This is a genomic window from Magnetospirillum sp., assembly GCA_027532905.1.
Classification (GTDB): domain Bacteria; phylum Pseudomonadota; class Alphaproteobacteria; order CACIAM-22H2; family CACIAM-22H2; genus Tagaea.
Genome location: JAPZUA010000002.1, coordinates 1,180,052 through 1,200,828 on the forward strand (window position 1 = coordinate 1,180,052; position 20,777 = coordinate 1,200,828).

Genomic DNA, 20,777 nt, shown 5'->3' on the forward strand with positions numbered 1-20,777 from the left:
CCTCGCGATTCTAGCCTGCCATCGGAAACCATGCCGCCCAAACCGCCTGCCCGCCTCTCGCCGACCATGGCCAAACTGCAGCAGGCCGTTGCCTTGCACCAGTCGGGCAAATTGGCCGAGGCGTCCAACCTCTATCGCGAGGTGCTGCGCGTCGAGCCGCAGAATTTCGATGCCCTGCATCTGTCGGGCGTCGCCGCCCGCGCGCAAGGCAATGCCGCCGTCGCGGTCGATCTGATCGGGCGTGCGCTCGCGCGCGTCAAAGGCCGCAGTGCGGCCGCCAACTACAATCTCGGCAATGCGCTCGGCGATTTGGGGCGGCACGCCGAAACACTGGCCGCCGTCGAGAAAGCACTCGCCCTCGAGCCCAACTATGCCGAGGCGCATCATCTGCGCGCGGTTGCGTTGCGCCATCTCGGGCGCAGCGACGATGCGATCGCGGCATGCGCCAAGGCGATCGCGTTGGCGCCGAAGGCCGCCTACGCGCACAACGAAATGGGCGTGATCCTCGCCGGCCTCGAGCGGCACGAAGAAGCGCTCGGCCATTACGAGCGCGCTTTGGCCTGCGATCCGCGGCACCTGCACGCCACGCACAATCGCGGTGTGGCCTTGCGCATGCTGGGCCGCGCCGACGAAGCGCTGGCGGCCTATAAGCAAGCACTCGCCCTCAAGCCCGATTTTGCGGAAGCCGTCGCAAGCCTTGCGATCCTGCAGCAATTGCTGAAGCGCCCGGTCGACGCGGCGGCGAGCTACGAACGTTTGCTCGCCCTCGCCCCCGACTACGATTTTGCCTTGGGCAGCATGCTTTCCGAACGGCTGCTTGCCTGCGACTGGCGCGACTACGACGAACTGTGCGCGCGTATTGCGGACGCCACGCGGGCCGGAAAACGCGCCGACAAACCCTTCACGCTGATGGCATTCAGCGACGATCCGGCCTTGCATCTGCAAAGTGCGCGCATCTTCGCGGCATCGCGCTATACGCGGGCAGCCGCCGCCGCATCGCCCTTGGCCGCACGCGCGCCCTCGCCGGGCAAACGCCTCAAGATCGCGTATATCTCGGCCGATTTTCGCGACCATGCGGTGGCATATCTGATCGCCAATCTGTTCGAAGCGCACGATCGCAGCCGCTTCGAAATACACGGCATCTCGGTCGGCCCCGACAGCGACGGTGCGATGCGCAAGCGCCTCGTCACCACGTTCGACGATTTTGCCGATATGCGTACAAAGAACGACATCGAAATCGCCGCCTTCATGCGCGGCCGCGACTACGACATCGTCGTCGATTTGATGGGCTATACGGCCGATGCGCGCACGGGCGTACTCGCCAGGCGTGTCGCACCCTTGCAGGTCAATTATTTGGGATATCCCGGCACGATGGGAGCCGATTTCATCGACTATATCCTCGTCGATCCGACCGTGGCCCCGCCAGGCAGCGACGCACATTTCGCCGAAAAAATCGTGCGGCTGCCGCATTGCTACCAGGCCAACGACACGAAACGCATCGTGGCCCCGCAAGCGCCGACGCGCGCGCAAGCGGGCTTGCCAGAGAGCGCTTTCGTGTTCTGCTGCTTCAACAATGCCTGGAAGATTTCGCCCGGCATCTTTGCGCTGTGGATGCGGCTTTTGCGTCGCATCGAAGGCAGCGTGTTGTGGCTGCTCGCAACCAACGATGCGGCCGTCGCAAACCTGCGCGCCGCCGCGTCCGGCCACGGCATCGATCCCGCCCGCCTCGTCTTTGCACCGCACGCCAAACATGCCGAACATCTCGCCCGCCACGTGTTGGCCGACCTTTTCATCGACACCTTCCCCTACAACGCGCACACCACGGCAAGCGACGCGTTGTGGATGGGCATCCCCCTGCTGACATATGCCGGGCGCAGCTTTCCCGCGCGCGTGGCCGCAAGTTTGCTGCGCAGCGTGGGCATGGCGGAGATGGTGATGCCCTCGCTCGACGCCTACGAGGCCGAAGCCGTGAGCCTGGCGGCAACCCCGGCGCGCTTGGCGGCCTTGCGCGCGAAGCTCGCGCAGAATCGCGACAGGGCACCGTTGTTCGACATCGACCTCTTCCGTCGCGGCATTGAAAGTGCTTACGAGACGATGCAGGCGCGTGCGGCATCGGGCCAAGCTCCTGCCGCGTTCGACGTGGTGCTGCCATGAGCGAGACAGCTTCCGAAGTGCCCGAGCTGCTGCTGGCCGCGATCGCCGCGCATAAAAACGGCGATCTTGGCGCCGCCGAGAAGGGCTATCGCAACATTCTCGAGCGCGAACCGGTGCACCCGGACGCAAACCACAATCTCGGCGCGCTTTTGATGGTGCAGCGCAATTTCGCCGAAGGGTTGAAGCGCCTCAAAGCGGCACTCGAAACCAAGCCGGTCGAAGGCCAGTTCTGGTTCTCCTACGCCGACGCGTTGCTGCGCATCGGTCAGGCCAAAGAAGCGATGTCGGTGCTGCGCCAGGGTGCCCAGCGCGGCCTCGGCGGGCCGCAGTTCGAAACGCTCGTCAAGCAATCGCAGATCGCCTTGATGTCGATACCGGCGCCCTCCCCAACGCCGCAAGCCCCGCGCAAGAAGAGTGCCGCCGACATTCCGGCCCTCATCGAAAAGGCGATGAAACTGCATGGCAGCGGCCAGCTCGCCAAAGCCGCAGCCCAGTATCACGAGATCCTCGGCATCGATCCGCGCAATGCAGGTGCCTTGCATCTAGCGGGCGTGGTGGCGCACCAGTCTCAAAAGCCCACGCTGGCTCTTGAACTCATCAACGCCGCGATCGCGATCAATCCGGCAGCGCCCGAATTCCACGGCAATCTCGGCGTGGTATTGCGCGAGATGCACCGGATCGAAGCGGCGGCCGACGCCTATCGCAAGGCGATCGAACTCAATCCCGGCTATGCCGAGGCGCACAACAATCTCGGCAACGCGCTGCGCGATCTCGAGCGTTTCGAGGAAGCGGCCAAGAGCTACGGACGTGCCATCGAGCTGCAGCCGCGCAATGCCGATTACCATTGCAACGCCGCCGACGTGCACCAGGAGATGGGCCGCTTCGAGCAGGCGTTCGAGCACTACAACGAAGCGCTGCGCCTCAACCCGTCGCACCCTAAAGCGCGCATGAATCTGGCGACCGCGTATTTTTCCTACGAAGACATTCCGAACGCGATCGCGCTCTACCGCCAGGCGATCGAGCTCGGCCCCAACGTCGCTTTGCTGCACAACAATCTCGGCATGGCGCTGCAAGCGCAGGCCAACCACGACGGTGCGCTCGCGTGCTTCGCGCGCGCGGTCGAGCTGCGGCCGACCTACTACGAGGCGCACAACAATCTCCTGTTGGCACAGCACTACGCGCCGCAGATTTCGAAGCAGGAGATGGTCGACGCGGCCAAGCGCTTCGCGCAGAGCCTGCCGGCACGCCCGCCGCTCGCCCCTTTCGCGAACACGCGCGAGCCTGAACGCAAACTGCGCATCGGCTTCGTGTCGCCCGATCTACGCACGCATCCAGTCGGGTTTTTTCTCGACGGCTTCATGGCCGCCTACGACCGCGCGAATTTCGAGATCTTCTGCTATTCGAACGGCGGGCGCGAGGATGCGCTGACCAAGCGCCTGCGCGACCATTCGGCCGGCTGGCGCAACATCGTGGGCCTGTCGGACCGCGACGCCGCCGCCGCCATCCGCAGCGACCGCATCGACATCCTCATCGACCTCGCGGGCCACACGGCCAAAAACCGACTGCCGCTGTTCGCGTTGCAGCCAGCCCCTGTGCAGGCAAGCTGGCTCGGCTATTTCGGCACGACGGGCCTCGTCGAAATCGACGCCGTCCTCCTCGACGACGCAACCGTGCTGCCCGACGAAGAAGACATGTTTGTCGAACAGGTCGTGCGACTACCGGGCGGGCGCTTCTGCTATACGCCGCCGGATTACGCGCCACCCGTACGCCCGTCGCCGTATCTGGCCAAGGGCTACGTGACGTTCGGCAGCTTCAACAATCTTTCCAAAGTCACGACCGAAGTGCTCGGCGTGTGGGCGCAGATATTGTCAAACGCGCCCACCGCACGCCTCGTACTCAAATGGAAGACACTCAAATTCGAGGGCGAACGCGCGCGCGTTGCCGCCGCCTTCACGGCGGCAGGGGGCGACGCAAGCCGCCTCGAATTGCGCGGCCCCAGCAGCCACGCCAAGATGCTCGACGAATACGGCGACATCGACGTGGCCCTCGACCCGTTTCCGTTCAGCGGCGGCCTCACCTCGTGCGAGGCGCTGTGGATGGGCGTGCCCGTGCTGACCATGCCGGGCACGCGCCCGATCTCGCGCCAGACGCTGGGCTTCTTGGGTGCGGTCGATCTCGAAGGCGATTTCGCCGTCGTCTCGAGCGAGGCTTACGTGGCGCGCGCGGTCGAACTGGCGGCGAACCCAAGCGAACTCGATAGCTTCCGCAAAATCCTGCGTCCGCGTTTGCAGGCCTCAAGCCTGTGCGACGCCGCCGCCTTCGCGCGCAACATCGAAACCGCCTGGCGCGATCTGTGGCGGGCTTGGTGTGACAAACCCTAGAACGGCACGTACGGAATTCGCTCGCGCTTGGCGGTGAGCGGCACGATCGTCGCGGCGAAATTCGCGAAATGCGGCGTTTGCTGGTGTGCTGCCCACGCCGCTTCGTTTTCGTAGAGCTCGTAGATGAAAAACGCGTGCGCGTTCGCGGGTGAGCGATAGGGTATAAACAGCTTCACGCCCGGTTCGGCCATCGTGGGCGCCACCATTCGGCGCAGACCCTCGGCCACTTCATCCGCATGGCCCTCTTTGGCCTCGATCGCAATGGCGACGACGAAACCCCGATTGAGATCGGCGGCCGTGAATGTCGGCTGGGTCATAGGCGGCGGCTCCCTGCTGGCGATGCGATGGAAATGCAATAGCAGGTCGCTGCGCCGGGCACTGTCGAAATGTTGTTTCGACACAAGTGCAGCGCCCGCATCCGCACTGCGCAACCGCGCCCGTAGAACTCAATGGTTGCACCCCATATCCGGACATGTAAGCATTTGAAGCATTCCGTCGCGGCTTGAGGAGTTGCAGATGAGGCGCTGGTTTCTGTCGCTTTTTCTCCTGTCGGCAATCGCCAGCCCGCTGTCGGCGCAACAGATTCCCGAGCAGATCCTGAACTCGGACTACCAGAGTTGCCTGCGCTCGGTCGCGCGAACGTCGCACAGCCAAGCCGACAAAGAACGCTATTGCGCGTGCGTCAAAGACGAAATCGGCGCCACGATGACGCTCGAAGAATACAGCATGCTTGCCGCTCAAATCGTCACGAACGTGCCGTCGAAAGACGTCGCCGAGAAAATCGGAAAGATCACGACGAAATGCGTTGCCGCGACATTCGCGAACCAACCGCAGCCAAGCGCGCCGCAAACGCCGAACGCCACGAACCAGAACGACCCGCGCGAGACGGAAACGCGTTTGCGCAATTTGATGCGCCTCAGAGACCAAAACTTGATTACGCCGGCGGAATACGAGGCGCAACACCGCAGAATTCTCGACCAAATGTAGTCGTCTGCCCTTAGCCCTTGCGCGCAACCCAATCCCGCCACATGTCGCGCAGCGCCTTTTCGACGTTGCTTGCGTAGCGCTGCTCGTCCATCAAAGCGCTGGCTTCGACGATGGCGCGCTGGCCCAGGCGGCGGCGGTTGAGGGCGGAGACGCTGCCGGCGAGGCCGACGGCCAATTCGACGTAATGCGCCTCGTCCTTGGCGATAAGGTCGGTCAAGCCCGCGGCGGTCGAGAGCGAGAAGCCCATACGCGCGAAAAACGCGTCGCCGGGCATCGTGACCATCGGCACGCCCATCCACAGAACGTCGCAGGTTGTCGTCCCCCCGTTGGCCGGGAACGGGTCGAGGGCGACGTCGATTTCGTGATAGCGCAGATATTGTTTGGAATAGTCGCGGCCCACGAGATCGAGACGCTGCACCGGAATGCCCGCATCCGCAGCTCGTTTGAGGAACGCCTTGCGCAGCTGCGGATGCTCGACGTCTTTGGCTTCGATGAGCAGGCGTGCGGTGGGTACCCGCGCCAAAATGCGGCCCCACACGCGCAAAGCCGTCGTCGAAAGTTTCGCCAGATTGTTGCACGTGCCGTAGGTCACGTAGCCGTTGCGGATCGCGGGCGTGGGCAGCGTCGCGTAAGCTTCGCTGTTGCGCCGGTCGGGATGGCGGATCATCGGCCGGTAGACGCAAAAAATGTCCGGCAGGCGGTAGAGTTTTTCGGAATAGAGCTTCTCGGAGCCCGGCGGATCTGTCAAAGGATCGCTCAAGCGCCAGCCCATCGATTTGAGGCCCGTCGTGTTCGGATTGCCGAGCCACGTGACCTGAACGGGTGCCGCCTCGCGCGCGAATGCCATCAGCCGGTTGCCGGCCGTGTGGCCCGCAATGTCGAAAAGAATGTCGATGCGGTCGTTGCGGATCATCTCGGCCGTTTCGGCGTCCGGCATGGTCGAGACGTCGCGCCATTGCGCGGTGTGGGAGCGCAACCTTGTGCCCACCGCATCGTCGGCGCCGAATTTGGTCGAATAGGCATAGAGCGGGAAATTCGCCTTGTTGAGATGCGCCCACAGCGGCTCGACAAAATAGCTGCAGGCATGGTCGCGAAAATCGCCGGACACGAAGCCGACGCGCAAAGGCCGTTCGGGGTCGCGATCGTTGGCGAACACGGGCTTGGCCGGGCGCACGGGTGCCTCGAAGCGCTCGGCGAAACGGAAATGCTCGGCCGCAACGTCGGCGGGGCTGTAGGCGTCCGAATACTGGATCGTCACCAGGATGTTCTGGTAGGCAAGCTGGTCGGCGGGCTTGAGCTTGATCACTTCGCGATAGCACGCGACCGCCTCGTCGAGCCGGCCCTGCTGCTTCAGCGCATTGCCGAGATTGAGATGCGCCGACGCGTTCGCGGGCAAGAGCTTGATGGCGGCACGAGCGGCCGCTTCCGCGCGGCCCGGCGTTTCGCCGAGTGCGCCCGCCAGATTGACCCACGCCTCGGGCCGCTTGTTGTCGACCGCAAGGGCAAGCTCGGCGAAGCGCTGCGCATCCGGCCCGCGCTGCAGGGCGATCATCATGCTGCTCAAATTCGACATCGCGACCGGGCTCACGGGGGCGAGCCAAATCGCGCGCAGATTGGCCTCGACCGCCTGCGGATAGCGGCGCAAGGCTTTCAGCGTGACGGCCGCGACCGCGAGCGCATCGGGATAGACCGGCAAGGCGGCAAGGGCCGCGCCGCACGCCGCGTCGGCGCGCGCATATTCGCCCTTCGTGTAGAGGGCAAGGGCCGCATGCACGGTGGCTTCCACGCTCATCGTGCCCTCGGGCGAGGTCACGCTCAGCTTCTTGGCCTTGGCTTCGCATTCGGGATCGGCGACCAGGGCCGTCGCACTCGCGAATTTGGTGCGCAACTGAGCGATCGAATCGTTGAGCACGGCGCGCAGCTCGGGCGTGCGAAGGCCCCGCGCGAACGCGATCGCGCACAGCACATAGGCGGCCCAATCGTCGCTGCGCGCCTGCATGTTGCGTGCAAGCGGCAGCAAAGACGGCGTGTGGCGGCGCTGGATGACCAGTGCCCACATCGCGTCGCTGGCTTCCGTCGTGCCCGAAACGGTCAAAGCGGGGGCAATTTGGGCCGAAATCGCGTCGAGTTCGGCGGGCGAAAACGCCGCGTCGGACTCCAGGCGGTGCAGGATCGATTCGAAGTCGGTGCTCATGGCCCGTTCGCCCGCGCGAACGGGGGCCGTGCTTTTGCCGCGCGCGCGCGTTTCTGATAGGATTCGCGTTCTCTCAACATTTGCGGAACTGCCGGATCAGTGCAAGACATATCGCCGCCACTTTCCCCGCCTGTTTCAGTGTCGGGAACGCTTGAAGCGGCACTCGAGCGGCATCGCGCGGGCGATCTGGCAGCGGCTGCCCCGCTTTACGACCGCGTGCTGGCCATCGAACCGCTGAATTTCGACGCCCTCCATTTAAAGGGCGCTTTGCTGCGCAAAAGCGGCGACGCGAAGGCCGCCGTCGCGGCCATCGAAAAAGCCATCGCCGCCCACCCGACGCGCAGCGATTCCGCCGCCCTCAATCTCGCCAACGCGCTGTTCGACTGTGCGCGCTACGCCGACGCCGCCAAGCAGTATGCGCGGGCCCTCGCCGTTGCCCCCAACGATGCGGTGGCGCAGGCGCGTTATGCCGACGCGCTGCAAATGGCGGGCGACACGGCAGGCGGTATTGCGGCCTATCGCCGGGCTCTGGCGTTGGCGCCGACTGATTCCAACAGCTGGCACAATCTCGCCCACGCGCTCCAAAAGGCCGAGCGACCGCAAGAAGCGCTGGAAGCCGCACAACGCGCCCTCGCCCTGCGGCCCGACTATCCCGAAGCGCTCAATGCCTGCGGCAATGCGCTCGTCAGCCTCGAGCGGCCGAAAGAAGCGCTCGCCTATTATCGGCGCGCCATCGCAGGCAAACCCGATTTCGCCGAACTCTACGGCAATCTCGGCAACGCGCTGCGTGGGCTCGGCTTGCGCAGCGAGGCGCGCGAAAACTACGACTGCGCGGTCGCCCTCAACGAAAAGCTGCCGAGGCAAGCCAAAGAACGTTCGGTTGCATTTTACAACCGCGCCAATCTCGCCCTCGACACGCTCGACCACGAATCCGCACTCGCCGACTTCGAAAAAGCCATCCAGCACGACCCTGACAGCACGATGGCGAATCTGAACGCGGCCCTCACGCGTCTGCAGGGCGGGGATTTCAAGCGCGGCTGGCCGGACTATGAATGGCGCTGGCGCGACAGCGGCCTTGCCTCGAGCCGCCGCAAATTCGACGAGCCGCGCTGGACGGGCGAAGCCGATCTCAAGGGCAAACGCATCCTGCTCTATGCCGAACAGGGCTTCGGCGACACGCTCCAATTCGTACGCTACGTGCCCATGGCGGCCGCACGCGGTGCGCATGTGGCGCTCGAAGTACAGCCGCCCTTGCGCCGCCTGCTCGACGGATTTGCAGGAGCCGCCCAAATCGTTGCGCGCGGCGAGGCTGTGCCGCCCGTCGATTTCGAATGCCCGCTTCTGAGCCTGCCGCTCGCCTTCAAGACAGATCTCGACAGCGTGCCCGCCCCGCTTGGCTATTTGAAGCCCGAGGCGGCGGCGGTCGAAGCCTGGCAAAAACGCCTCGGCGCGAAGACGGGCCTTCGCGTCGGCTTCGTGTGTTCCGGCAGTGCCACGCACAAAAACGACAAAAACCGCTCGATCGCGATGCGCAACATGCTGGCGATCGCGCCCGAGGGTGTCACGTTCATGTGCTTGCAGAAGGAATTGCGGCCCGCCGATGCGGCGTTCCTGCGCAGCCGCCGCGACGTGCCGTTTTTCGGCGACACGCTGGCCGATTTCGCCGATACGGCCGCCCTCATCGCCAACATGGATCTGGTCGTGACGGTCGATACGTCCGTCGCGCATCTTGCGGGCGCTCTGGGCAAGCCCACTTGGGTGCTGCTGCCCTACAACCCGGACTGGCGCTGGCTTTTGGGCCGCACCGACAGCCCGTGGTATCCGAACATGCGGCTGTTCCGGCAGAAGCATATCGGCGCTTGGGCCGAAGTACTCGACGAAGTGGGCGCCGCTTTGAGCACCCTGCCCACGCCATGAAAGAAGCCAGCAAATCGGTCGTCCGGCGTTTGACGGATGTGCGCTTCGCCACACGCTTCTTTGTGGGGGCCGGCATCGATATCGGGGCCGGCAGCGATCCCGTGTCGCTCTATGCCGAACAGTTCCCGCTGATGACGGCGTTGCGCGTGTGGGACATGCCGGACGGCGATGCGCAAAAACTCGCTACCGTTGCGAACGAAAGCCTCGACTTCGTGCACTCGAGCCATTGCCTCGAACACATGGTCGATCCGACGGCGGCGTTGGCCCGCTGGTTCGAGGTCGTGAAGCCGGGCGGTCATCTCGTGATCTTGATCCCGGACGAAGATCTCTACGAGCAGGGCATTTGGCCGTCGAACAAGAACAACGACCATAAATGGACTTTTGCAATCTACAAAAGGCGCTCCTGGAGCCCGAAATCGATCAACGTAATCGAGATGGTGGCGAAGCTCCCGGAGGCGGCCGAAATCGTCAAGATCGAAAAGCTCGATGCGTCTTACCGCTACAATCTGCCCCCGCTCGACCAGACGCTCACGCCCGTCGGCGAATGCGCCATCGAAATAGTGATCCGCAAACGCCTGCCGGCCGAGATTGGTGCGGGCGGAAGATTGCCGCGCAAAGGGACTTTGTCACGCGCCGAGATCCATGCGCTGACCGGCCTCAATCTTGGGCCTACCCCAGCGCCGGCACCGGCCCCCAAGGCTGCCGCCAAGAAGACCGAAATCGATCCGCGCTTGGCCAAGGCCGTGGCATTGCATCAAGCGCGCGATTTTGCGGCGGCCGAAAAAATCTATCGCGCGATCCTCGCCGACGATGCCGCCAATTTCGATGCGCTGCATCTGCTCGGCGTTGCCCATCGCCAGCGCGGCGATTCCGGCGCGGCCGTCGATTTCATCGGCAAAGCGCTGGCGCTCGAGCCGAACAGCGGCTCGGCCTACGGCAACTACGCCAATGCGCTGCGCGATCTCGGCCGCCTCGAAGAAGCGCTGCAGGCTTGCGCCAAGGCGGCCGCGTTGCAGCCGCAAAACGCCGAACCGCTATTCCAGCGCGGCAATCTGCTCCGCGATCTGCAGCGGCCCCAGGAAGCGCTCGCCGCCTACGACGCGGCCCTGGCACTTGACCCGCGTTATGCCGAAGCGCTGAACGGGCGTGCGAGCACGCTCTATGCGCTCGGGCGCTTGGGCGATGCGCTCGCCTGCTACGACGCGGCCTTGCAGCTGCGCCCGACTTATGTGGAGGCGCTGAGCAACCAAGCCGTGGTGCTGCGCGCCCTCGGCCGCAATGCGGAAGCGCTCGCCGCCTACGACAAGGCGCTTGCGCTCCGCCCCGATTTCCACGAGGCCGCGATCAATCGCGGCGTGGCGCTGTCGGCACTCGGGCGTTTCGAAGAAGCGCTTGCAAGCTGCGAAGCCGTGCTCGCGACCGCACCTGCGCATGCGCTGGCGCTAAACGGGGCTGGCAGTGCTTTGTTTGCGCTCGAGCGGCTCGAGGAAGCGCGGGCGCGCTATCAGGCGGCACTTGCCGCACGCCCCGACTTTGCCGACGCGCACAACAATCTCGGCACGATCGAACGCGCGCTCGGGAATCGCGATGCGGCGTTTGCGTGTTTCACGCGCGCGATCGAGCTGCGCCCGGCCTATGCGGAGGCCTACTACAATCGCGGCATCCTCGCGCTCGACGGGCTCGACACCGATGCCGCCATGCGCGACTTCGACGCGAGCATTGCGCGCGAACCTGCCCACATGGCCGCCAATCGCGCCAAAGCCATGCTGCAATTGCTGCTCGGCGACTTCGCCAAAGGCTGGCAGCAATACGAGACGCGCTGGGCCGATCCTGCCATCGCCGCCTCGATCCGCAGCTACGGCGTGCCGCGCTGGGCCGGCTCGGCCGACATCAAAGGCAAGCGCCTGCTGCTCTATGCCGAGCAGGGCTTCGGCGACACGATCCAATTCGCGCGCTACGCCACGCTTGCTGCGGCGCGCGGCGCACACGTGATCCTCGAAGTGCAGCCCGCGTTGAAACGCCTGTGCGAAGGTTTGCCGGGTGTCGCCCAACTTGTGGCGCGCGGCGAAAAACTGCCCGCGATCGATCTCGAATGTCCGCTTTTGAGCGCACCCCTTGCGTTCGCGACCGACCTTGCCACGATCCCGCGTGCGCCCGCCCCTTTCCGCGTCGATGCGGCGGCTGCGGCAGCGTTCGAGCGGCGTTTGGGCAAGCGCGGCAAAACGCGCGTGGGCTTCGTTGCTTCGGGCAGTACCACGCACAAAAACGACAAAAACCGCTCGATCCCAATGCGCGAATTTTCAACCTTTGCGGCCCCGGGGCGACAGCTCGTGTGCCTGCAAAAGGACCTGCGCGACGCCGACCGCGGAGCGCTCGCGGCCCTAACACACGTGCCGTTTCTCGGTCAGGATCTCGCCGATTTTGCCGCGACGGCTGCCCTCGTTTCCACGCTCGACGCGGTCGTGACGGTCGATACGTCCGTCGCCCATCTGGCGGCCTCGCTGGGGAAACCCACCTTCGTGCTGCTGCCCTTCAATCCGGATTGGCGCTGGCTTTTGGGCCGCAGCGACACGCCGTGGTATCCGAGCATGCGTCTGTTCCGCCAGAAGGCGATCGACGCATGGGAACCGGCGCTCGCCGAAGCGGCCGCCGCCTTGAATGAACTCAACGCGCAACAGCAAGCGGTCGCGATATGAAAGAAACCAGCAAATCCATCGTCCGCCGCCTTGCCGACATGCGCTACGCAATGCGCTTTTTTGTCGGCCAAGGCATCGATATCGGCGCGGGCAGCGATCCGATCTCGCTCTATGCCGAGCAGTTCCCGCGCATGACGGGCTTGCGCGTGTGGGACATGCCGGACGGCGATGCGCAGAAGCTCGCTACCATTGCGGATGCAAGCCTCGACTTCGTGCATTCGAGCCATTGCCTCGAGCACATGGTCGATCCGATGGCGGCCTTGCAGCGCTGGTTCGACGTGCTGAAGCCCGGCGGCCACATGGTGCTGCTGTTCCCGGACGAGGACATGTACGAGCAGGGCATCTGGCCGTCGAATAAGAACAACGACCACAAATGGACGTTCGCGATCTACAAGAAGCGGTCCTGGAGCCCGAAGTCGCTGAACGTGATCGAGATGGTGGCCAAACTCTCGGAGGCTGCCGAACTCGTGAAGCTCGAAAAGCTCGACGCGTCCTACCGCTACAATCTGCCGCCGCTCGACCAGACGCTCACGCCCGTCGGCGAATGCGCCATCGAAATGGTGATCCGCAAACGCCTGCCCGAGGAGATTGCGGCGGGCGGCAGATTGCCGCGCAAAGGAACGCTGTCGCGCGCCGAAATCTTCTCGCTGACCGGCATCAATGTCGGCGCAGCCCCAGCACCTGCCGCCGCACCCGCATCGACGACCGACACGAAACTGCGCCAAGCTTTGGCGCTGCACCAGAAAAACGATCTCGCTGCGGCCGAGCCTCTCTATCGCGAAGTGATGGCGGCCGATCCGAAAAATTTCGACGCGCCGCATCTGCTCGGCATCATGCGCCGCCAACAGGGCGATTCGGCGGCCGCAATTCCGCTCCTGGAGCGGGCCCTCGAAATCATCCCGCGCAGTTCGCTGGCGCACATGCATCTGGGCAACGCGCTGCGCGATCTCGGGCGCAACGCCGAAGCGCGCGCGCATTACGACAAGGCCGTGGAGATCGATCCGAAGCTCGCCGAGGCCTACTACAATCGCGGCTACATGGCGCTGCACGAGGTCGACACGCACGGTGCCCTCGCCGATTTCGACAAGACGATCGAAAACGAGCCGACGCACGCGATGGCCAACCGCTTCTCGGGCATGGTGCGCCTGCTGCACGGCGATTTTGCGCGCGGCTGGCCGCAATACGAGTGGCGCTGGCGCGGCGAGAACCCGGCCGACGTGCTGCGCGATTTCGGCGTGCCGCGCTGGACGGGCGAGGCCGATCTCAAGGGCAAGCGCATCCTCTTGCATGCCGAGCAGGGTTTCGGCGACACGATCCAGTTCGTGCGCTACGCGCCGATGGTGGCCGCACGCGGCGCCCATGTGGTGCTCGAAGTGCAGCCGCCTTTGAAGCGGCTCGTTGAGGGTTTTGCGGGCGTCGCCGAGCTCGTTGTGCGCGGCGACACGCTGCCGCCGGTCGATTTCGAATGCCCGCTTCTGAGCCTGCCGCTCGCCTTCAAGACCGATATCGAGACGATCCCTTCGTCGCCCGCCTATCTCAAGGCCGATGCGGCCCTATCGGCCGCGTGGGCCAAGCGGCTGGGACCGCCCAAGGGAAGGCGCATCGGCTATGCGAGCACGGGCCAGCCGCGCCATACAAGCGACACGTATCGCTCGATCCCGATGCGCGACTTTCTGAACATCGTCACGCCGAAAGACAGTTTCTATTGCCTGCAGAAAGAACTGCGGCCCGAAGACGCGGCCCTGCTCGATCAGCGCCCCGAGATTCCGTTTTTCGGCCCCGATCTTTCGGACTTCGCCGATACGGCGGCTCTGATGGCCAATCTCGATCTCGTGATCACGGTCGACACGTCCGTGGCGCACCTCGCGGCTTCCCTCGGCAAGCCGACTTGGATTTTGCTGCGCTACGATACCGATTGGCGCTGGCTGCAGAAGCGAAGCGACAGCCCGTGGTATCCGAGCGTGCGGCTGTTCCGCCAGACCAATCGCGGCGCCTGGGGCAACGTGCTCGACGAAGTGGCGCAAGCACTCAAAGCAAGCCCCAAAAAACAAAGCAGCGGCAAGAAATCGAAATGAAGGAAGCCAGCAAATCGGTCGTCCGCCGTCTGACGGATGTGCGCTACGCCACGCGGTTTTTCGTCGGCCAAGGCATCGATATCGGGGCTGGCAGCGATCCCGTGTCGCTCTATGCCGAACAGTTCCCGCTGATGACGGCATTGCGCGTGTGGGACATGCCGGACGGCGATGCGCAGAAGCTCGCGACGATCGCGGATGCGAGTCTGGATTTCGTCCATTCGAGCCATTGCCTCGAGCACATGGTCGATCCGATGGCGGCGTTGCAGCGCTGGTTCGAAGTCGTCAAACCCGGCGGGCATCTCGTCATTCTGATCCCCGACGAAGACCTCTACGAACAAGGCATTTGGCCGTCGAACAAAAACAACGACCACAAATGGACCTTCGCGATCTACAAAACGAAGTCCTGGAGCCCGAAGTCGCTGAACGTGATCGAGATGGTGGCGAAGCTCCCCGAAGCGGCCGAGCTCATCAAACTCGAAAAACTCGACGCCTCCTATCGCTACAATCTGCCGCCGCTCGACCAAACGCTCACGCCCGTCGGCGAATGCGCCATTGAATTGGTGATCCGCAAGCGCTTGCCCGACGAGATTGCCGCGGGCGGGCGTCTGCCGCGCAAAGGCACCTTGTCGCGCACCGAGATCCATGCCCTGACCGGCATCAATCTGGGGCCTGCGCCAGCACCGGTACCCGCCCCTGCGCCGGCAGCGCCCAAACCCCTGCCTGCCAATCTCGCCGCCCAGCTCGAACAGGCGCTCAAACGCCATCAAGCGCAGGACTATGCCGGTGCCGAGGCTCTTTATCGTGCCGTGATCGCAGCCGATCCCGAGAATTTCGACGCCAACCATTTGCTTGGCGTGCTCTATCGCCAGCGCGGCGACAGTCAGACGGCGATCGCCTTCATCGGCAAAGCGCTCGCGATCGAACCGCGCGCGTGTTTGGCGCATACGCATCTCGGCAACGCGCTGCGCGATTTGGGCCGCGAGGACGAAGCGCTGGCGGCGTACGAAAAGGCGCTGTCGATCGATCCCAAATTCGCGGACGCGCTCTACAATCGCGGCAATCTGCGGCTCGAAGCGCTCGACACGAAGGCGGCCCTCACCGACTTCGAAAAAGCCATCGCCGTCGAACCGCAGCATATGGAAGCCAATCTGCATTCGAGCTTCGTGCGGCTGATGACGGGCGACTTCAAGCGCGGCTGGCCGCAATACGAGTGGCGCTGGCACGAAGACTCGCTGCTGCGCGTCAAGCGCGAGTACGGCGTGCCGCGCTGGACGGGAACGGCCGATCTCAAGGGCAAGCGCATTCTCGTCTATGCCGAGCAGGGTTTCGGCGACACGATCCAGTTTGCGCGCTATGCGAAAATGCTGGCGGCGCGCGGTGCTTTCGTCGTGTTCGAAGTGCAGCCCGCCTTGGTGGCGCTGTTTGCGTCGCTCGAAGGGGTGGGCCAGCTCGTGCCGCAGGGCCAGCCATTGCCGCCGGTCGATTTCCACTGCCCGCTCTTGAGCCTGCCGCTTGCCTTCAAGACCGAGCTTGCGACGATCCCGGCAGCACCTTTCTATTTGAAGGCCGATGCGGCGAAGGTTGCGGCGTGGCGCCATCGCTTGGGCAACGCCACCGGCAAACGCATTGGCTTTGCCAATTCGGGCCGGCCCGTGCACAAAAACGACCGCAACCGCTCGATCAAGCTGCCGGACTTCATGGCGCTCGCAAAACAAGGTCGCCAGTTCGTGTGCCTGCAAAACGAATTGCGCGTCGAGGATCAGGCCTGGCTCGCAGGCCAGCCCGACATCGGCTATTTCGGCTCCGATCTCGTCGATTTTTCGCAGACGGCAGCCCTCGTCGAAGCGCTCGATCTGGTCGTGACGGTCGATACCTCGATTGCGCACCTCGCAGGTGCGCTGGGCAAACCCACCTGGGTGCTCGTGCCGTTCAAGCCCGACTGGCGCTGGCTTTTGGGCCGCAGCGACAGCCCGTGGTATCCGAGCATGCGGCTGTTCCGGCAGACGCAGCGCGGCGACTGGCAAGGCCCGCTTGCCGATGTCGATGCGGCCTTAGGAGCCGCCTGAATCATCGCCATGCCGCACGCCGACGCCGCCACCGCAAAGACGCTTGCCGCAGCACTCGATAAACATCGGGCGGGCGACCTTGCGGCTGCGCGCACGCTCTACGACGAAGTGCTAGCCGCCAATCCGAACGATTTTGACGCACTCCATCTGAAAGGGGCGCTGCTGCGCCGCTTGGGCGACGCGGCGGCAGCCGTGGCTTCGATCGAAAAAGCGATCGCAGCGATCCCTGCCCGTGCGCTCGATGCGCAGCTCAATCTTGCCAACGCGCTTTTCGATGCGGGCCGCCACGCGGATTCGATCCGCCACTACGACAACGCGCTCGCCGCAACGCCGGACGATGCGGGCGCTTGGACGCGACGCGGCGACGCGCAACAATTGCTCGGCGACAATGCCGGCTGCGTGGAGAGCTACAAACGCGCGCTCGCACTTGCCGCCAATGCGCCCGCGACCTGGTACAATCTGGGCCTCGCGTTGCGCAAGCTCGAGCGGCCGGCCGAATCGCTCGAAGCGGTCGAACGCGCCATCGCCCTGCGTCCGGCCTACGGCGACGCGCTGAAGCTTGCGGGTAATGCGCTCACCACGCTCGGCCGCATGCGCGAGGCGGGCGAACGCTTTGCGGCCGCGTTGGCGCTGAAGCCCGACGATGCCGAGCTCGAAAGCGGCCTTGCGCACGCGCTCCACATGCAAGGCCAGCACGAAGAAGCACGTGGACACTACGACCGCGCAATCGCCTTGCGCCCCGGCTTCACCGAGGCCTATTTCAACCGGGCCGTGCTGTCGCTCGAAACGCTCGACATGGCAGCCGGGCTCGCGGATTTTGAAAACGCGATCGCGTCGGACCCCAACCATTCGATGGCGCACCGCGCTGCGAGTGCCGTGCTACTCGCGACCGGCGACTTCAAGCGCGGCTGGGACGAATACGAATGGCGCTGGCGAGGCTCGCAGCCCGACGACCGCAACCGCGATTTCGGCGCGCCGCGCTGGCAGGGCGATTTCGATCTCGCGGGCAGGCGCATTCTGCTGCATGCCGAGCAAGGTTTCGGCGACACGATCCAGTTCGTACGCTACGTGCCGATGGTGGCGGCCTTGGGCGCGCGCATCGTGCTCGAAGTGCAGCCCGCATTGAAGCCGCTGTTTGCGGGCATGGCGCATGTCGAAACGCTGATCGGCTGGCGCGATCCCCTTCCGCCGGTCGATTGCCATTGCCCGCTGATGAGCCTGCCGCACGCGTTCGGCACCACGCTCGAGACGATCCCGGCGCCCATATCCTATTTGGCGGCCGAGCCTGCGCGCGTCGAAGCCTGGCGCGCGTATTTGGGCGACAAGCCGGGCTTGCGCGTGGGCTTTGCGTGCTCGGGCAGCACGACCCATAAAAACGACGCCAATCGCTCGATCCCGATCGACGCGTTCTTGGGCGTGGCGAGCGGCACCGAGCGCTTCTTCTGCCTGCAGAAGGATTTCCGCGCGGCCGACCGTGCGTGGCTCGCAAACCGGCCCGACATCGCCGTTCTCAACGACAAGCTGCACCATTTTGCCGACACGGCGGCCCTCATCGCAGCACTCGATTTGGTGCTGTGCGTCGACACCTCGGTGGCGCACCTCGCGGGTGCCCTCGGCAAGCCGGTGTGGGTGCTGGTCCCCTACAATGCCGATTGGCGTTGGCTGCAAAAGCGCAGCGACAGCCCCTGGTATCCGAGCATGCGGCTATTCCGCCAGAGGCGAACCGGCGATTGGCGCGACGCGCTGGCGGAAGTCGCGGACGCCTTGCGCAAAGGTCCCACGCCATGACGGGCACGGCCAAAGCCTTGGTGCGGCGCATGGCGGATGTGCGCTACGCCACGCGCTTCTTCGTGGGTGCCGGCATCGATATCGGGGCCGGCAGCGATCCCTTGTCGCTTTATGCCGAACAGTTCCCGCTGATGACGCGTTTGCGCGTGTGGGACATGCCCGACGGCGACGCGCAGAAGCTCGCAACCATTCCCGACGACAGCCTCGATTTTGCGCATTCGAGCCATTGCCTCGAGCATATGGTCGATCCGATGGCGGCGTTGCAGCGCTGGTTTGCGGTGGTCAAACCCGGCGGCCATCTCGTGCTGCTGATCCCGGACGAGGATCTCTACGAGCAGGGCATTTGGCCGTCGAACAAAAACACCGACCACAAATGGACCTTCTCGCTCTACAAAAAACGCTCGTGGAGTGCCAAATCGATCAACGTGCTCGCACTGCTCACGCAGCTTCCGCCGAGTGCCGAGACGGTCAAACTCGAGAAGCTCGACGCCTCCTACCGCTATCGCCTGCCGCCGCTCGACCAGACGCTGACGCCGATCGGCGAATGCGGCATCGAGATCGTGCTGCGCAAGCGACCGCAAATCGAAGTCGATGCGGGCGGCCGCCTGCCGAAGCAAGGCACGCTGAGCCGTGCCGAAATACACGCGCTGACCGGCCTCAATGTCGGGCCTGCACCCGCACCAGCGCCCGCCCCTGCCGCGACGCCCGCGCCAGCGCCAGCCCCCGCTGCGCCGGATATCGGCGACTTGCTGAACCGCGCGGTTGCGGCCCAGCAGGCGCGAAACTTCCCGGCAGCCGAAGCGCTCTATCGCGAGGTTTTGGCGCTAAGCCCGGACAATTTCGACGCAACGCATTTGCTGGGCGTGCTCTACCGCCAGCGCGGCGACAGTGCTTTGGCTGTGGGCCAGATCCGCAAGGCGCTTGTCTTGGCGCCGCGCAGTGCGACCGCCTACGGCAATCTCGGCAATGCGTTGCGCGACGTCAGACGCTTCGACGAAGCGCTGGCTTGCTACGAATCGGTACTGGCCCTGCAGCCGCAGAATGCCGAAGCGCATTTCCAGCGCGGCAATATTCTGCGCGATCTGGGCCAGCACGAAGCGGCGGCCGGTGCCTACAGCGATTCGCTCGCCTTGCGCCCAAACAATGCCGATACGCTGAACGGCCTCGGCAATTCGCACTACAGTCTCGAACGGCCGCTCGAGGCGGTCGAAGCCTATCGCGCGGCGCTCGGCGCCAACCCCGAATTTGCCGATGCCTACAGCAATTGCGCGGTCGTGCTGCGCGTGCTTGGCCGCCACGACGAAGCGCTCGCCTATTACGAAAAAGCGCTCGCACTGAAGCCCGATTTCCACGAGGCCGAAACCAATCGCGGCGTGGCGCTGTGCGATCTCGGCCGCTATGCGGAAGCCCGCGAAGGCTACGCGCGCGTGCTGGCGGCAAAGCCCGACGATCCGCTCGCGCGCATGAACAGTGCGATGTGCGCGCTTCTGTTGGGCGATTTCGCGGAAGGCTGGCCCAACTACGAATGGCGCTGGCAGGCCGGCAATTTCCCGAAGCCCCAACTCGACGTGCCGCAATGGATGGGCGAAGCCGATCTTACGGGCAAACGCATTCTGCTCTATGCCGAGCAGGGACTCGGCGACACGATCCAGTTCGTGCGCTACGCGCCCTTGGTGGCAGCGCGCGGGGCCCGCGTGGTCGTGCAGGCGCAAGCCGCCCTCAAGTCGCTACTCCAGACGCTCGACGGCGTCGAGTCGGTGCTCGACCAAGACGAAAAACTGCCGCCGATCGACCTGCAGTGCCCGCTGATGAGCCTGCCGCTCGCATTCGATACGCACCTTGCGACGATCCCGGCGGCGACCCCCTACCTTCGCGCGGACAAAAAGCGCGTCGCCGCTTGGCTTAAAAAACTAGGCCAAAAAGACAGAAAGCGCGTCGGCCTCGTTTGGTCCGGCAACACGGCGCACAAAAACGACCGCAACCGCTCGATTCCGCTGGCCGAGCTGGCGCCCCTTTTCGCCGCCGACGTCGTGTTTTTCAGCCTGCAGAAGGAAATGCGCGACGAAGACGCTGAAACCGCTAAGAAATTTCCAAATTTCACGCATTTCGGCGCAACGCTGCGCGATTTCGCCGATACGGCCGCCTTGGTCGAGACAATGGATATTGTGGTCGCCGTCGATACGTCCGTACTCCATCTAGCCGGCGCTTTGGGCAAGCCAACGCTCGCTTTGGTTGCCTTCAACCCGGATTGGCGCTGGCTGCTCGACCGCAATGACTCGCCATGGTATCCGAATACCGAACTTGTGCGCCAAAACGCGCGTGGCGATTGGTCGGATGCGTTGAAAAGAATTTATAATAGATTAACAAAATTAGGATAATTAAGCCAAAAAATTTGCTATTGATTATTTATCTAAAATTCGACATAACTTATCCGATAATGGAACAGGCTATTTTGCTGAGCTTTTCGAGTCTCTAAGCGAAATGCGACGCAAAATGTAATCTTGACCCGCTTGACTCGT

Annotated in this window: 11 protein-coding genes; 9 read left to right on the plus strand and 2 right to left on the minus strand. The window is 64.2% G+C overall.

Annotated features, from left to right (window positions below):
- The first annotated feature begins 30 nt into the window (after positions 1-30).
- Together O9320_13660 and O9320_13665 are read left to right on the plus strand one after the other, a co-directional pair.
- Positions 31-2,154, plus strand: coding sequence for a tetratricopeptide repeat protein (locus tag O9320_13660; protein MCZ8311893.1), 2,124 nt, complete (start codon positions 31-33; stop codon positions 2,152-2,154).
- Positions 2,151-4,535: a tetratricopeptide repeat protein gene (locus tag O9320_13665; protein ID MCZ8311894.1), complete on the plus strand. Its 2,385-nt coding sequence runs from the start codon at positions 2,151-2,153 to the stop codon at positions 4,533-4,535. Before O9320_13660 ends, O9320_13665 begins: the two co-directional genes overlap by 4 nt.
- On the opposite strand, the gene O9320_13670 is transcribed toward O9320_13665, so the two are convergent.
- Complete coding sequence (locus O9320_13670) at positions 4,532-4,852, minus strand: putative quinol monooxygenase (protein MCZ8311895.1); 321 nt, start codon at positions 4,850-4,852, stop codon at positions 4,532-4,534. The two genes, O9320_13665 and O9320_13670, sit on opposite strands and share 4 nt — an antisense overlap.
- Before the next feature lie 199 nt (positions 4,853-5,051).
- On the opposite strand from O9320_13670, the gene O9320_13675 reads away from it, so the two are divergent.
- Complete coding sequence (locus O9320_13675) at positions 5,052-5,522, plus strand: hypothetical protein (protein MCZ8311896.1); 471 nt, start codon at positions 5,052-5,054, stop codon at positions 5,520-5,522.
- A gap of 10 nt (positions 5,523-5,532) precedes the next feature.
- On the opposite strand, the gene O9320_13680 is transcribed toward O9320_13675, so the two are convergent.
- Positions 5,533-7,716 (minus strand): tetratricopeptide repeat protein, encoded by a 2,184-nt coding sequence (locus tag O9320_13680; protein ID MCZ8311897.1) that lies wholly within the window; start codon positions 7,714-7,716, stop codon positions 5,533-5,535.
- A gap of 138 nt (positions 7,717-7,854) precedes the next feature.
- Between O9320_13680 and O9320_13685 the strand changes: the two genes are divergently transcribed.
- The 6 genes from O9320_13685 to O9320_13710 are packed head-to-tail and all read left to right on the plus strand — an operon-like array spanning position 7,855 to position 20,636.
- Entirely contained in the window at positions 7,855-9,633 is a 1,779-nt protein-coding gene (locus O9320_13685; GenBank protein MCZ8311898.1) for a tetratricopeptide repeat protein, read from the plus strand.
- Positions 9,630-12,329 carry a tetratricopeptide repeat protein gene (locus O9320_13690; GenBank protein MCZ8311899.1) on the plus strand — a complete coding sequence of 900 codons (2,700 nt, stop codon included), beginning with the start codon at positions 9,630-9,632 and terminating at the stop codon, positions 12,327-12,329. Before O9320_13685 ends, O9320_13690 begins: the two co-directional genes overlap by 4 nt.
- Positions 12,326-14,404 carry a tetratricopeptide repeat protein gene (locus tag O9320_13695; protein MCZ8311900.1) on the plus strand — a complete coding sequence of 693 codons (2,079 nt, stop codon included), beginning with the start codon at positions 12,326-12,328 and terminating at the stop codon, positions 14,402-14,404. Before O9320_13690 ends, O9320_13695 begins: the two co-directional genes overlap by 4 nt.
- Positions 14,401-16,470, plus strand: a complete 2,070-nt coding sequence (locus O9320_13700; protein ID MCZ8311901.1) for a tetratricopeptide repeat protein — start codon at positions 14,401-14,403, stop codon at positions 16,468-16,470. The genes O9320_13695 and O9320_13700 overlap by 4 nt, the downstream gene beginning before the upstream one ends.
- Before the next feature lie 9 nt (positions 16,471-16,479).
- Complete coding sequence (locus O9320_13705) at positions 16,480-18,258, plus strand: tetratricopeptide repeat protein (GenBank protein MCZ8311902.1); 1,779 nt, start codon at positions 16,480-16,482, stop codon at positions 18,256-18,258.
- Entirely contained in the window at positions 18,255-20,636 is a 2,382-nt protein-coding gene (locus O9320_13710) for a tetratricopeptide repeat protein (protein MCZ8311903.1), read from the plus strand. The genes O9320_13705 and O9320_13710 overlap by 4 nt, the downstream gene beginning before the upstream one ends.
- The last annotated feature ends 141 nt before the right edge of the window (positions 20,637-20,777 follow it).